Here is a 15452-nt window from a genome sequence, read left to right on the forward strand (position 1 = left end):
TTAGTTTATCAAACAGGATAGATTTTCTAGAAAATTCGAATTGTAGTATTTTTTGACGTTGGTGCTGGGGTAGTAACTGATAGCTTAATACTATCACCATTAGCACAACCTTCAGTTGAGACGATATAACTAACATCATCGCTACCTTCGAAGAAGTTCTGATTCGTAGTACCATCTACTCGATTTAATGCAACAAGCGCAGGTACGGTCATATTACCATCTGTAATTTCTGGCTCACAAGTGAGATCATTATCAGTATTATCTTTAACGATTAGACTCAGAGCAGTTCCTGAAGGCATAGACACTGTTTTCAAACTGCTACCATACATCTCAAATAAGATAGAACCTGGCATTACTTGAAAGTTGTAAAAAGTTGGAGTGTCATTAGCAAAACCCATAATAACTTGTTTGCGTAATACTGTTGATAATGAATCATCACATGTGGTCTCAGTTTCATTAGGTTCAACTACAAAATTTGGTAAATTGGGCTGAGACAAAGTACTTGCAGAGCAAGACTCAGTTTTTGAACCTTCAGGTAACGCCCCTCTTCTATAGACAAACTCGCCCGGAGTATATTTTAGATCTTCGTCATCATCGCGGAAAAAATGACCGATATTGTCTAGTAGTTTATCTACTCCTGCAGTGTATACGTTATCTCTGTTCAAATCCGAATACGCTTTATCCCCTTCTACATAGGCAATAACACTCACTCGACCATTTGCAGGTCTAGGGTTTTGCGATGTGAATGTTACCGAACAGTTACCACCAACAGTTGCACAATTGGGTGTCACTGTCCCGCCTTCAGATACGAAACTTACTACGGTTCCATCGGGAACAAGGTTACCTTGGCGATCCGTTAGATATGCTGCTATATTTGTAGTATCGATGGCATTATCAGCCAAGACATTTTTGCCTATTGCTAATGTGACACCATTTTGAGTAGGACGGCCCGTCGCTACAGATATATTTTTCGCCAATGCAAAAGTATTAATATTTGATTTTAAGGAAGCTTTAATTTCCACTGGTCCTGGAATGTTCCCAGGATATAGATTTACCGTTACTTTTCCTGAAGCATTACTTCTTATCGTTTGCGTGCTACGGTTGTTTGGTGATATGAATGCAAAGTCAGACGGCGATGACTCGTTTAAACTAAGCACTACTTCTTGATTTGCTGCAGGCACACCACTAGCGTAGACAGTAAACTCTACTTGGCTAGATGAAGACGAGCCGCTGTTTTTTGCACCCAATATAACTGCATTGGTAGTTGTATATACAATAGAGCTTGCCTCGATAGCTTTAATATTGACATTAATACTTTGCGAGGAAGAAGTGCTATTTGCAGCAACTGCAGTGATCGTTTGAGTACCTTCACATAGCTTACCGTTACTATCAATAGCATTATAAGTTGTGCTTACATTCCCTTGATTAGAAGAGCTTACGCTAGCCTCTTCAAACGAACCACATGTTGATGACAGATTAACAGTCACATCATTTTGAAATTGATCAGTTACTGTGTCTTTGGTTTGCAATGTAACAATTGTAGAACCGCCAGACTCCAAAAGACTTTCACCCGTAGAAAAATTTACTAACGTAATATCAGCTGCTTGTAATGAATAGTTATAACTAGCAGTGGTTGCACTCACATCGTCATATGTTGCTGTCGCAGACAAGCTGTAACTACCAGTATCAGTAGAAGATAATGGTACGACAGATGTTGTTGCTACGCCTTCAGCATTAGTCAGTACGGCTCCATTAGATGTACCAAACCTAACTCCTTCGCCACTAAATGTCACTAAAGCACCACTTACACCATTACCTTCAGAGTCTGTAACAACAACTCTAGCCGTAACACCCGACATAGAAATTACTCTAGTCAGATTAGAATTCGCGTCTAGTAGAGATACCGTACTAACATTCAAAACGTCTCCAATATCCCCACTACCTACGCCACCGTCGCTAGTACCTACACTTACACCTAAATCAGGCGCTGGCGCAATCGTATCAGTGCCATCACCACCACCACAACCTGCTAATGCTAATGCGCAAGTCAAAGAAGTGAGCTGAAACAACTTAGAAGTAAGGGGTAGAGAGCTATATGACATTTTTTGACTCCGCATGAGCAGTAATTTATCTGAGCAAATAAGCAAAAAATCATTACCCAGAATCAAAAGAGATTGGTAATGATACATAGATTTACAGTAATACTGGCGTATTAACAGATTGTATTAAATATATAACAGCAACTTTACTGACTTTTGTTATAACTTACAACTAAAAATTAATCTTTACTATTAAACAATCAACAACATAGAGCGCTCATTTCAGGGTATAATAGCCCTCCTTTAATTCGACAGTTATTGTAAAAATATTTGAGTATTCATCTGTTTTATGGTATAAATGTCGGCTTTAAAATTTTCTGAATTGGTCAGCCTGTTATTTGCCTTTAGATAGCAGCAAAACCAGCTCAACCTTCATATAGTTTTGTTTGGTGCAAAGCTGCCGCTTGCTGTGTCCATGCCGCAAAAACGTGCAACTTGCCCAGACTGGTATGAGAAAAACTCATACCTCATAGATTAGGAGTTCGCCATGTCTCGAGTTTGCCAAGTGACTGGAAAGCGCCCTATGGTGGGTAATAATGTTTCGCATGCAAACAACAAAACCCGTCGTCGCTTTCTACCAAACCTTCACAACCATCGTTTTTGGGTAGAGTCTGAAAACCGCTTTGTACGTCTACGTGTGTCTACCAAAGGTATGCGCATCATTGACAAACTTGGTATCGATAAAGTGTTAGCGGATCTACGCGCACAAGGTCAAAAAGTTTAAGTTAAAAATAGCAGCTGGATGATGACTCTCATCATTTAGGCTGCTGTTTTGCTACATTAATTGTGGCAACTCACTCTTTGAGACACGTACCTATCGTTTGAAGACCCCTCATTTACAGGAAAGCTATCATGAGAGATAAAATTAAATTAGTATCAACAGCTGGTACTGGGTATTACTACACCACTACTAAAAACAAGCGCACTATGCCTGGCAAAATGGAAATCAAAAAGTTTGATCCAAAAGTACGCCAGCATGTGATCTTCAAAGAAGCTAAAATCAAATAACTGCCATCATTTGTAGAAGGTGTTTTTATAAATACTTTCTATAAAGACGTTATTTGAACAAAAAAAGGGCTTATCAATTGATAAACCCTTTTTTTTATGGCTGTAGTTTCATGTTGCTAAGCTACGTCTTCAATTATTCGCTTTAATTAGTGCTCAGAAACAACTAAAAATTAGCTGTAGTGTTTTGGTTCTTTATCATATACATGCGCATGCCACTTACTCATTTGCTTTTGCATAATGACCTGAATCGCAGCATGAATCATATGTTGACCAATGGCTTGAGTATCGCTACCAAGTAGTTCTTTTAGCTTGTCAGAAAAATCAATAGTCATCAGCGGCGCTTCATCTTGTTCAGCATCACGCAATAACAACCTACCGTCATCAGCTTCCACCAGCTCTAACGTGGTTTCTTTGGCAAATCCTGCAAATTGGTCGGTATTCTCGTTATCTACTTCTATATCATTATCGATATCGTATGGCATTAATCTGTTCCTTATTATCCCGTTTAGTACTGGTAGAGAAACTAGTCATTGCAAAGCAGTCATTTCTTAAAAATAAACTCATTCGGCAAATCTATCGTCTTACAGTAACGCGGGTAAATCTGTCTTACTCATACAATGGACGCTTTAACATTGAAATTCAAGGGCTGTCACATAAGTCTTCGCTATAAAAGCAAACTTGAATGCCATGTCATTTGTATATATTAGTGCCAATAACGTAACTTTCCTAATGTAAATAAGAAGGCCACAAACATTCCAAGGTAATAAACCAGCTTTAGCTCAAGGCTAGGATCACGATATTTAAATGGCAGTGCAACGGTGGCAGTCGCAGTGGGCAATATCAGCAGCATAAGCAGCCAGTTTTCAATGACATTTAGCCAACCTTGTAAATCGGTTCCGTGACGTAATGACGCCAATCCCATTAATAAACAAGCGATAATTAAGCTGGTAAATAAGCCATTTGGTAAGTCTTTAGGATAGATAATTTTAGCAATACTGGCTGGTACGATTCTCATATAAAATTCCAGTCATGCTTGTAGAACATGGCTTAATGATTAAAAATATAAAATATTACGACACTGTATAGGCGTGAATAAACAATATAGATGCGAGTAAAAAATACAGGTGCGAATAAACAATACAGGCGTGGAAAAGCATTATATTTACAGCGAAACTACTTAACTATAAGTACCCATCAGCCATAGCATCGATATACAAGAGGTCAAATAACCCAAACTAATCGCATTCCAACTCTCGATATGCAGGCCTTTAACTTTATTGAGTATGCGAGAGCCTACCCAAAAAAACAGCGGAATGCCTAGCATAAATGCAGGCACAATGACCGCAGCATGACGCAGTACGGTTTCGACGTCATCACCTACCATCAGACGAAAGCCATAACCTGCCAAACTAAGTACCAGTGCAAACATGGCTAAGCCAATAGTGATACCTCTAGGCACCAAACTGCGCTGCGGTGTTTCACTTTCAAGTGACTGCCTTGCCTGCTGATTCAACGCTTCATGAGAGTTTACTTGCTCAGAAGGTTCTGTTGAACGGCTAGAATTGTTTGTGTCCATATTTCACCTTTACGTGACTGACCGTTATATAGAATTGATTCAATTTAAAAGAGATACAAGGCAACTGAGCGCAGATGTATACGTGATACTTCAAGCGAGGTTAACGCTGTAGCTCTTTTATAGAGGATTAACTATATAGTCATAAGTTATACAGCACATTCTAATATTATTATGGCATGGCTAATAGCGTTTATTAACCATATCACACTCGCTAGCTGTTGTTGGCTAATAACAACTCTGCGCGCATCTCATCGATAGCCGCTTTATAATCTTCTTGATTGAATATTGCAGAACCCGCAACGAACATATCAGCGCCCGCTTCAGCAATCGCACGTATATTACTGGCTTTGATACCGCCATCAACTTCCAATCGAATATCTCGACCACTGGTAATGATACGCTGACGTACCTGACGGACTTTATCCAAAGTACTATCGATAAACGATTGACCACCGTAGCCAGGGTTCACACTCATCAATAAAATCTGATCTACTTTATCCATAACATAATCAAGATAATGTAATGGTGTCGCTGGATTCAATACCAAGCCACACTCCGCGCCGCCATCTTTGATCAACTGAAGTGAGCGATCGATATGAGCGCTGGCTTCAGGATGGAAGGTAATGATACTAGCACCCGCTTCCAAAAACTGCTCAATCATACTATCGACAGGTGAAACCATCAGATGCACATCAATTGGCGCTTCAACACCATAGTCACGCAACGCCTTACAAATCATGCTACCAAACGTCAAATTGGGTACGTAATGATTGTCCATTACATCAAAATGAATCACATCGGCACCCGACTCTAGTACCTTCTCCACTTCTTCGCCCAACCGCGCGAAATCAGCTGAGAGTATCGACGGTGCAATAAGATAAGGTTTAGCAGGACTGTTCATAATTGAGCTACCTAATTCATGTTTATATAAGATACTGATAAATTAAAAAGAAAATTTCAAGCGGCTCACATATGCTGAGAGCCTTTTATATAATGATGTTAAATACTTAATGGTTTAGCGCTGCTTATATTGAGTTTTGCAATAAGCACGGCCAACTTCGAAAGAGCGCTTTGCTTCATGCTTGGTAGCGCGATTGCTCACTCTCTGACGCCATAAGCGAAAAGATGACGGCTTTAGCTCTTGGCGCATGAGTTTGATAACCCCAGTCTCATCGAGACCATAGCTATGCTCTATAGCGCCAAATGGCGTTCTATCTTCCCACGCCATCTCTATCACGCGAGATATTTGCACATCATCAAGTACTCTATCGCCAGCGTCGTTGACGGTTTTTGCAATCAGCTCGTCAGACTTAACTTGAGACACTTCATCACTATAATCAATGTTACGTTGTTTGTTTTGTAGAGCAGCATCCATATCAGCTTGCATAGTCGCTTTTGTAGAGCTCGTATCTGCTGACTTATTCTTCGAATTAGAAGCGGTCAAATCTTGATAACTTGCCATAAAAATCACCTGTTGAGCATGAATGGGATAGCGAAAAATGTATCACGGTCATCTGAAAGACATCTTAGCTCATTTGAGCCATATGCCAATGATGTTCGATATGATCATTAATTACCGTTTGGATAAAATAATAGCTGTGGTCATGCCCGGCTTGGTAGCGTAATGTTAAGGGCTGTTTGGCTTTTGCACAAGCATCTTGTAGTTTAGATGTCTGTAGCTGGCCTTCTGCTAAGAAGTTATCAGCCGCGCCTTGATCAACCAAAATGCTCGAATACTGCTGACCAACCTTTTCAATCATCTGTGAGGCATCGGCTTGCGCCCATAGAGATTTATCATCACCGAAATACTCTGTATAAGCGGCTTGCCCCCATGCAGACTCACTCGCCGCACATACTGGCGATAAAGCCGATACGCTGACAAACTTACTTGGGAACTTAAACCCTAGCAATAATGCGCCGTGACCACCCATTGAGTGTCCTGTGACACCGATGCTGTGAATAGGAAACTCTGAACGTAGTAAGTCATATAGCTCATCAACGATATAGCTTTGCATATTGAAGTTATCTGACCACGGCGCTTGGGTCGCATCAACATAATAGCTAGCGCCTTGCCCGACAAAATAGCGATCATCGTTTGGTACATCGCTGTCTTCACTACTTCTAGGCGAAGTATCAGGTGCGATAAGTATCATACCAAGCTCGCTGCATTTTTGCTGAAAATGCGCTTTATGAGTGACATTATCAGCATTACATGTCAAACCTGATAGGTACAATATCGCAGGACAACGTCGTCCAGCCAAGGCTTCATCAGGTAGATAAATACTAAACGTCATAGAGGTTTTGGTAGATGTCGACTCGTGACTATAATAATGCTGCTCACCGTTAAAGCAGCGATTCACGCTTTTTTGGGTAAGCTGTTTATTGGTAGATAAACTATGACTATAGGAATTTTGCATGAGTGATATCCTTTTATTCAAAATAGAACCAATGGTGATGTTTAATAAATGCTCATCATCTAATAGTAAATCTAATATTGGCAGTTATTAAATGCCAAATCATACTTTGTATGTATTCAGCTATTCAGCAGCTATCTCTACTTCGTCTACCGACAGATTAGTAGCGCTGTCAGGTAGAATATTAACCGTTGTAGAAGTAGCATTATTTGTAATACTAGCAACGGATGGGCGCGCCTTATCAAACAATACTTGCTCAAACGCAGGCAATGCCGTCTCCATTAAGCTACCAATGACCATTTGCGGCTCCGATGGCTCAAAGCCCATGGCGCTCTCACGCTCATTGACCCGTATACTGGCATCCTTAAAAGCCGACTCAAAACTGGTATTCCCTCGTAGACTTTCAGCAAAAAACGCTTGGCCAAAATAGGTCATTTCAGCTGTGTTTGTGCAGCCAAACGATGCTTTGTCAGCGGCTGATGCAGTAATAACTACCGTGGTTGGCGATGCCAATTCGTCAATAAACGAACCTGAGTAACAGGCAGACACCACAATCACACGCCAGCGGATACCAGATGCGTCTAGCGCGTCACGCAACCATGTAGCATCTAAATTATCCATCGCAAGCGGTGGATTTGCCAACTGAACGATATCCTGATTACCATGTGAAGACAACGTCAAAAACAATACATCTTCATCAGCATTCATCTGCTGACCGATTTTCTTTAAGCCGCGCAAAATACTGGTCTTAGTAGCAATTGGTTCGTCTAACCAGCTATAAGTATTGTTAATCAGCGATAGTGAATGCCCACTGGTACCAAAGCGCACATCAAACAGCTCGCGCACCTTGTTAATCTCAGAGCGAAAGACGTTTTGATCAGAGAATCCTGCGACTCCCATAAAGTACCAGTCGGTTTTGCCATCGATACTTGAGTCTATACTATCCAATGCTTGCTGTAATAGACGTGGCTGCTGATACAGTGCCGCCTCTTCTAATACAGGCTCTACAGGTATTTGCTTAAAGATCGGCTGATCAGCGACATTACGTTGCCAAATAGTCAGCAACGCTACCGCGCCAACTAATACAATGATTCGCTCCCACCATGGTATACGCAGACGTCGGGAAAATATCCAAAGTAACGCTAGCGTTTGCCATAAGAACAATACTAAAAACAGTACTGGTAAGAACGAATAACTCCAATTTGGCAACCAACCATAGCTACCAAAAAACTGCACCAAGCTCTGTAATAGGGCTGACAATGTATCAGCAACCAGCCAAAGTACTACTGGTACAAATACCAATGCTTGGTTGCTGGCTCGCCGAGCCAAAATGATACCACCAAGCAAAATAATCATCGGCCAGATCAAATAACTGACCAATCCTTGCTCATTAAATATGCTGCCACTTTCAGCAGCTAACCATGAAAATAAGACATTACTACCAAGCGCCAATAGTGCAAATACGGCAAACTGTACAAAAGTAGGTTTAACCCAAGAAAAAGCCCGTGTTGAGCCCACCAGCATCCATAAGGTTGCAATAATATTGGCAGCGAAATTGAGCGAAAAACGCTGAAGCGAGACGGTTTTTAACGACGTAAGTGACAAAGACTTAGACCTCTAGCCAGTCGAGAAAAATAAAATGACTCAATGATAATTATCTTAATGTAACAGCCGCGCGGTGCAATCAATTGACGATTTTTTGTACAGCATGCAGACATCGATTTATATTGAATTCACGATGGAGTGATTATAGAAGATGACTAGCACTGCTTAATATTTTAGCTCGCTAATCTATCGCGATTGTAACGGATTGTCGGTTAAGAGGATAAGGCTGATTTGTAAAATTCACTCAAATTCGGCCAAAAATTCAAATAAAAAAGGAGGCCTCTTATATAAAGCCTCCCTTTTTTACTCATTACTAAACATTATCTCATCAATAGCTCATTGACGCGTTTTAGGTAAGCGGCTGGATCGTCTAGCTGACCGCCATCTGCCAATAACGCTTGATCAAAGATCACTTGCGCCAGATCATCAAACTGCTCACTGCTCTCAAGCTTCTTGATGAGTGGATGATCAGGGTTTACTTCTAGCGTTGGCTTACTTGCTGGTACGTCCTGACCCATTTGCTGTAGCATCTGAATCATTTGTGGTGATAGCTCACCTTCACCAACGACCAAACAAGCTGGACTATCGACTAAACGAGTAGACACTTTGACGTCTTTAGCACGCTCGCCCAATGCAGCTTTTAGTTTATCAACAACAGGCTTTAGCGTTTCTTGGGCTTTCTCCGCTTCCGCTTTTTCTTCATCATCCTGCAAGTCGCCTAGGTCTACTGCGCCTTTCGCGATGTTTTGCAGCGGTGTCTCATCGAATGAGGTCAAGAAGTTCATTGCCCATTCATCAACACGGCTAGTCATCAGGATAACTTCGATGCCTTTTTTCTTGAATAACTCAAGTTGCGGGCTGTTTTTCGCAGCGGCTAGATTATCAGCGGTGAGGTAATATATAGCTTTTTGGCCATCCTTCATACGGCCTTTATAGTCTTCAAAGCTTGTCACCAGACCATCTTGCGTGCTGGTGGCATAACGCAATAACTTGGCAATACGTTCTTGATTGCCTGCGTCTTCGCCTAGACCTTCTTTGACAACATCACCAAACTCTGCATAGAATTGGGCAAATTTCTCTTGCTTGTCACTGTCTTCGCTATTAGCAAGGCTTGCGAGTAAGGTCAAGATACGGCGAGCGTTACCATCACGAATAGATTTTACATCACGTGACTCTTGTAATAGCTCACGGCTCACGTTCAATGGCAAGTCTGCTGAATCGATCACACCTTTCACGAAACGCAAATACATCGGTAGCAATTGCTCAGCTTCGTCCATGATAAAGACGCGCTTCACATAAAGCTTTAGACCATGCTGCTGCTCACGAGTGTATAGATCAACTGGCGCTTTTTTAGGGATATATAGTAGCTGCGTATACTGTACGCGACCCTCTACACGGTTGTGCGTCCAAGTAAGCGGCGCATCCATGTCATAAGAAATATTCTTATAAAAATCGACATACTCATCATCTTCAATTTCAGAGCTAGAGCGAGTCCATAGTGCACTGGCTTTGTTGATTGTTTCCCACTCATCAGTGAGTACCATCTCGCCACCAGCAGGCGTGTCGTCGTTCTCGTCTTCTTTTACATCTTCTTGCCAGATCTCTTTACGCATTTGAATCGGCAAACTGATATGGTCAGAGTATTTATTAACCAAGCGCTTGATTTTGCTGCGATCCAAGTAGTTATCTTCACCCTCGCTATATTCTTCTTTTAGATGCAAAGTAATCGCCGTACCGCGCGTGTCTTTGGTAATAGGCTCAACAGTAAAGCTACCAGTACCATCTGATACCCAGCGCACGCCTTTATCAGCAGGCTCACCCGCTTTGCGTGATTCGACACTGATGGTATCAGCCACAATAAAACCTGAGTAAAAACCAACACCGAACTGACCAATCAATTGACCGTCTTGTTTCTGTGATTCAGACAATTTATCCAAAAATGCTTTGGTACCTGATTTAGCAATCGTACCTAAGTTTTCGATTGCATCGGCTTCGTTCATACCAATACCATTGTCGGTAAAGGTAATAGTTTTGGCGGCTTCATCGACAGCGATGCGGATTTTTAATTCGCCATCATCTTCATAGAGGCTATCATCATTTGTGCCTTCAAAGCGCAACTTATCACAAGCATCCGACGCATTAGATACCAACTCGCGGACAAAAATATCAGCGTTAGAATATAGTGAATGCGTTACCAAATGCAGTAACTGCGCCACTTCCGCTTCAAACGTATGTTTTTTTAATTCTGGATTCAGACCTTCAGCTTGAGTTGCTTCACTCATAAAAACTCCTTTAAATTCTATGAAAGACCTATTATCAGATAACAATATACTCACTAAAGCCGTTCTCGTAATGTTAGAGAACTTGCCGTATGTAATACCGTTAAACTGTCTATACTAATAGGGGCAACGAAAAAAAATTCAAGCTCAAAAGCCCTATTCAATAAAAAACACCGCGCTTGTTTACTAAGGCGGTGTTCTGGTGTCAGTTATTTGCTTACTAGGCTATTTACTTGCTTCGCATTTAATTGCTCAGTTATTTTCTGATATAGCAATCAACGCGCAAATAACAGCGACTATTCTGAATATGCTTCTATCAATATATCCCAGAGAGTCGTCAGCTTTTTTGAAAATTGAGTATGGGTTTTCATAGTAACCTCTATGTCGATTAACATCGGCTTGTTAGTAATATTATCTTTTTAGTAATATTATCTTTTTAGTAATATTATCTTTTTAGTAATATTATCTTTTTAGTAATATTATCTTTTTAGTAATATTGTCTTGTTAGCTACTATTAAAACCATTTCTCTATTATTTGTATAATTAATTGATTACAACGTATTATTTTATTTTACAAAACTATAAACTGACTGACTCTTAGCCTTTTAACGTGGCATCGGACGAATAGTAAGGATTTGCTCACTACGACCAAAAGGGCCGTATACATCGTGCAATACCGCACTGGTCAATCCGATACCATCATCGCCATATTGTTGTACAGCCTCGATACCGAGCCAGCGACCTTTTGGCGAGCGATGCATATGGATTTGCAAATCAGTATTGGGAAACATCCATTCTAACTTAGATAAACCAAGACCCAATCTTGGTACAACACCATTGGCAGTATCGACCATACCTAATAGATGCACCAAGTCATCAGTCGGCTCGCCTTCTACCATGTCTAGATCATTGGTAATCCATACCATACCACGACCAGATCGACGGTCTTCTGTCGCTACTAGACGTACGCTTTCAATAAAGCCGCCCGGCCAGCCTTTCATACCTTCCCAAACTGGTAATTCTTCAGGTTTATATTCTGCTGGTTGATCTTCAAGTCCGGCAATCTCGCTGGTATCTTGAGTAATTAGTCGCCACGCTCTTGCAATGATAGCATCGCGGCCACGGCTACTCATGACCGCTTCGACCAGCTCAATAGTCTTACCCGGTCGGATACAGCGAGTAGTGATAGTAAAATCGTCAAGCGGTATTAGCCCCAAGATATCGAGGCTCACACGTGCGATACGGGTATTAGGTTGTGGCGCGAAGCTGTTAATCTCGGCTGTTAATAGGCCTGTTGCTGGCGCCATGTGCTGCTCATGCTCATTCCAAGCACCTTGAGCATGCTTGGTTGGCTGATAATGCGCCACACTGATACCGTCTTCTTGTAATTCTCGTTTAATAAACTTGTAATAAGCAGTCATAGCTATCCTATATTTGGCACTTTCATCTGTATTTTTTATTTAAGCTTGTACTTTTTATTTGTGGATAAGCTCTTGTTTTCTTAGCGTGAGAATACGGCGCGCCTTTTGTAAGAAAAATAACAAACAGATCATGACTACTGCGAGCATCGCATAAAAAAAGCTTTTTTCTGCCATAAACTTCATGATATTCATAAACAATACGAAAACCACTGCTGCCATCACTAGCATATTGAGTTTTAGTTGCTTATTGACTTCAGCGAGCGTGGCCTCTGCCAATACAAATCTGGCTTTTGGTTCTTTCATGCGACCTTATCCATATCAATGATGGTTCATACAAATATAAATACAAACACGAATATTAGTTACTTACCGACCTGAGTGACAGGTATCCGCAACGCTTTTGGCAGACTAAACGTCACATTTTCTTCAATACCAGATAGCTCACTAGGTAGATCGCCACCCCAGTCTTGCAGCTGTTGCAATACTTCTTGGATCAACACTTCGGGCGCGGATGCACCAGCGGTCACGCCTATACTATGCACACCATCTAACCAACGCTTGTCCATCTCACTGGCATTATCGATTAAATACGCTCGGCAATTCATACGCTCAGCCAGCTCACGCAAGCGATTAGAGTTTGATGAGTTTGGCGAACCAACTACCAAGACTACTTCACAGCGACTGGCCAAATCTTTTACCGCATCTTGGCGGTTTTGAGTGGCATAGCAAATGTCGTCTTTGCGAGGGCCTTGGATACTAGGAAACTTTTCACGCAGCGCATCGATGACGCGCGCAGTATCATCCATCGACAAGGTTGTCTGAGTCACAAATGCCAAGCGTTCGGCATCTTGTACAGTCAATGCAGCCACATCACCTTCATCTTCGACCAGATGAATCTGCCCACCATGGCGACGATTAAAGCGCCCCATAGTGCCTTCTACCTCTGGATGTCCTGCATGCCCTATCAACACCGCATCCATCCCATCTTGCGCAAACTTTGCCACTTCGATATGTACTTTAGTCACTAACGGGCATGTTGCATCAAAAACAGTAATATCACGGCGACTAGCCTCATCTTCAACTGCTTTAGAAACCCCGTGAGCAGAAAAGATAACAACAGATCCATCTGGCACTTCGTGAAGCTCTTCAACGAATACCGCACCACGATTGGCCAAGTCTGACACCACAAACTTATTATGCACAACTTCATGACGGACATAAATAGGCGGCTCGAAACGTGTCAATGCTTCATTAACAATCGCAATTGCACGGTCCACACCAGCACAAAATCCACGGGGATTGGCAAGATAAATTTGCATAAAAAGGCCTATCATTGGATAATTTATAGTTAAAACGTATTTTTGAATTTTTTATTCAAAAGTTGGGGCGAAATCAATGCTCTACTTTAGCATAATTTGCTTTTGTCGCTCTCTAAAATAGCTGTCTGCTCATAGCAATATTTTGTAGGCAAACCTCAGCATACTTACGACATATTGCAAAACCAGCTTTAACTTGTATAAAAGCAGTTTATAATAATGCATCTATTATAATTTCTATCGCCATACATGATGGCGTTTTTTATTTTTTCCAGTCTTTGTTTTTGACTGAGGCACTGCTTAACTTTTTATCAACACGCATTTATTACAATACATTTTACGAGTTACTAAGACACCTTCTATTAGGATAAATTGTATGACAGGTTCATTATTCATCGTTACTGCCGCTTCAGGTACTGGCAAGACCTCACTGGTTAAGCAATTGCTTGCTACCACCAATGACTTGACTGTCAGCGTCTCTCATACCACTCGCGCACCACGCCCAGGCGAGATTGACGGTCAGCACTACCATTTCACAGATACCGATAGCTTTACCAATGGTATCAATGCGGGTCTATTTCTAGAGCATGCTGAAGTATTTGGTAACTATTATGGCACGTCAGAGGAAAGTGTACGTACTCAGCTAGCGGCGGGTATCGACGTTATTTTGGAGATTGACTGGCAAGGCGCGACGCAAATCAGAAATATCTTTCCCGATGCCATTATGGTTTTTATTCTACCACCTAGCATTGCGACATTACGTCAACGTCTCTCAACCCGCGCGCAGGATTCTGTAGAAGTTATAGAGCGCCGTCTAGCTGGCGCGGTCACCGAAATGGCACAATACGTGAATGCTGACTATGTAGTGATCAATGATAATTTTGACGTAGCATTAGCTGAGTTAAAAGCCATTATCGTGGCCGACAGACAGACGCTTGGTCGTCAGCAGCAGCGCTATCATCGCACGATTAGCAACTTGCTAAACACTCAGGTAGAAGAGTAAACTAAGCACAAGCAGCTAATCTCGTAAGTAGATATAAAAAGCAACTACGCGGCTTGGCAAAAAATGCTATAATATTTAGCTATCCCCCTTTATATTTTTGATATTATTTTTATTGAGTGGCGGGCAAGGTCCGTTACTAATAGAAACAACCGAGGTAGCTATTTATGGCACGAGTGACGATTGAAGATTGTTTGGATAATGTTGATAATCGCTTTGAGCTAATTTTGGTCGCAAGCAAACGCGCCCGTCAATTGGCCAAAGGTATTGCCGAGCCGTTGGTTGACGTTGATAACGACAAGCCTACAGTATTGGCACTACGTGAAATTGCCGCTGGCAAAATCACACGCGACATCCTAAATCAGCCAGAGCATAATTTTGCTACTAGCTCATTAGATTTAGCATTGTCAGGCGACCACAGCTTCTAATAAGTTGTTTTGATAAGATGTATTTTATAGAGCCAATAGCGTTTTTATAAAATAAGTACACATCTTGATCAACTATAGAGACCACAGCATAGGCTGTGGTTTTTTGGTTGTAATAATAATGTATTGGCTATTTTGGTCACCATTTATCCCCAAAATAGACCACTGAGTGAAATTTTTTCATCGCCCATACGCTTATCAGTTGACATTGAAAGCGATTTGCGATTAATTAGAGAATGGCGTACTCATCCTTAAGTTTTGTATGGTAGGTCATTATTTAGCCTCCATTTGCTTCGGTAAGTGGCCCAA

16 protein-coding genes are annotated in these 15452 nt (G+C 41.4%); 4 read left to right on the plus strand and 12 right to left on the minus strand.

Going from position 1 to position 15452, the window contains the following annotated elements; all coding sequences use genetic code 11:
* Positions 1 to 26: 26 nt before the first annotated feature.
* Positions 27 to 2189: an Ig-like domain-containing protein gene (locus tag IEE84_RS10510; RefSeq protein ID WP_323969758.1), complete on the minus strand. Its 2163-nt coding sequence runs from the start codon at positions 2187 to 2189 to the stop codon at positions 27 to 29.
* Between the two features lie 397 nt (positions 2190 to 2586).
* On the opposite strand from IEE84_RS10510, the gene rpmB reads away from it, so the two are divergent.
* Complete coding sequence (gene rpmB / locus IEE84_RS10515) at positions 2587 to 2823, plus strand: 50S ribosomal protein L28 (RefSeq protein ID WP_057761372.1); 237 nt, start codon at positions 2587 to 2589, stop codon at positions 2821 to 2823.
* Positions 2824 to 2951: 128 nt separating this feature from the next.
* The gene (rpmG, locus tag IEE84_RS10520; RefSeq protein WP_010201403.1) at positions 2952 to 3107 is read left to right on the plus strand and encodes a 50S ribosomal protein L33; all 156 of its coding nucleotides are present in this window, start codon (positions 2952 to 2954) and stop codon (positions 3105 to 3107) included.
* A 170-nt stretch (positions 3108 to 3277) separates the two neighbouring features.
* On the opposite strand, the gene IEE84_RS10525 is transcribed toward rpmG, so the two are convergent.
* The 11 genes from IEE84_RS10525 to ispH all read right to left on the minus strand — a co-directional run bounded on the left by IEE84_RS10525 (position 3278) and on the right by ispH (position 13721).
* Positions 3278 to 3589 (minus strand): hypothetical protein, encoded by a 312-nt coding sequence (locus tag IEE84_RS10525; RefSeq protein ID WP_191114142.1) that lies wholly within the window; start codon positions 3587 to 3589, stop codon positions 3278 to 3280.
* A 221-nt stretch (positions 3590 to 3810) separates the two neighbouring features.
* Positions 3811 to 4122, minus strand: a complete 312-nt coding sequence (locus IEE84_RS10530; RefSeq protein WP_057761376.1) for a hypothetical protein — start codon at positions 4120 to 4122, stop codon at positions 3811 to 3813.
* Positions 4123 to 4284: 162 nt separating this feature from the next.
* A complete protein-coding gene (locus IEE84_RS10535; protein ID WP_224737773.1) occupies positions 4285 to 4683 on the minus strand; it encodes a hypothetical protein in 399 nt (132 codons plus the stop codon).
* Between the two features lie 211 nt (positions 4684 to 4894).
* Entirely contained in the window at positions 4895 to 5584 is a 690-nt protein-coding gene (gene rpe, locus IEE84_RS10540) for a ribulose-phosphate 3-epimerase (protein WP_057761380.1), read from the minus strand.
* Between the two features lie 114 nt (positions 5585 to 5698).
* Positions 5699 to 5911, minus strand: coding sequence for a TIGR03643 family protein (locus IEE84_RS13195; RefSeq protein ID WP_057762609.1), 213 nt, complete (start codon positions 5909 to 5911; stop codon positions 5699 to 5701).
* Positions 5912 to 6209: 298 nt separating this feature from the next.
* Positions 6210 to 7100 (minus strand): S-formylglutathione hydrolase, encoded by an 891-nt coding sequence (fghA, locus tag IEE84_RS10550; RefSeq protein WP_057761382.1) that lies wholly within the window; start codon positions 7098 to 7100, stop codon positions 6210 to 6212.
* A gap of 120 nt (positions 7101 to 7220) precedes the next feature.
* Positions 7221 to 8702 (minus strand): C13 family peptidase, encoded by a 1482-nt coding sequence (locus IEE84_RS10555; protein ID WP_191114143.1) that lies wholly within the window; start codon positions 8700 to 8702, stop codon positions 7221 to 7223.
* A gap of 320 nt (positions 8703 to 9022) precedes the next feature.
* Positions 9023 to 10984 (minus strand): molecular chaperone HtpG, encoded by a 1962-nt coding sequence (htpG, locus tag IEE84_RS10560; protein ID WP_191114144.1) that lies wholly within the window; start codon positions 10982 to 10984, stop codon positions 9023 to 9025.
* Between the two features lie 602 nt (positions 10985 to 11586).
* On the minus strand, positions 11587 to 12402 hold the full coding sequence (locus IEE84_RS10565) for a thioesterase family protein (protein ID WP_191114145.1): 816 nt from the start codon (positions 12400 to 12402) through the stop codon (positions 11587 to 11589).
* Positions 12403 to 12456: 54 nt separating this feature from the next.
* Positions 12457 to 12705, minus strand: a complete 249-nt coding sequence (locus IEE84_RS10570; protein ID WP_102092783.1) for a hypothetical protein — start codon at positions 12703 to 12705, stop codon at positions 12457 to 12459.
* Between the two features lie 59 nt (positions 12706 to 12764).
* Positions 12765 to 13721: a 4-hydroxy-3-methylbut-2-enyl diphosphate reductase gene (ispH, locus tag IEE84_RS10575; protein WP_191114146.1), complete on the minus strand. Its 957-nt coding sequence runs from the start codon at positions 13719 to 13721 to the stop codon at positions 12765 to 12767.
* A gap of 373 nt (positions 13722 to 14094) precedes the next feature.
* Here ispH and gmk point away from each other — a divergent pair, with 373 nt between their 5' ends.
* Both gmk and rpoZ read left to right on the plus strand, forming a co-directional pair.
* Positions 14095 to 14721, plus strand: coding sequence for a guanylate kinase (gene gmk, locus IEE84_RS10580; protein ID WP_102091897.1), 627 nt, complete (start codon positions 14095 to 14097; stop codon positions 14719 to 14721).
* Between the two features lie 164 nt (positions 14722 to 14885).
* On the plus strand, positions 14886 to 15146 hold the full coding sequence (gene rpoZ, locus IEE84_RS10585; protein ID WP_057761396.1) for a DNA-directed RNA polymerase subunit omega: 261 nt from the start codon (positions 14886 to 14888) through the stop codon (positions 15144 to 15146).
* Positions 15147 to 15452 lie beyond the last annotated feature (306 nt).

Source organism: Psychrobacter sp. 28M-43 (assembly GCF_014770435.1).
Lineage (GTDB): Bacteria > Pseudomonadota > Gammaproteobacteria > Pseudomonadales > Moraxellaceae > Psychrobacter.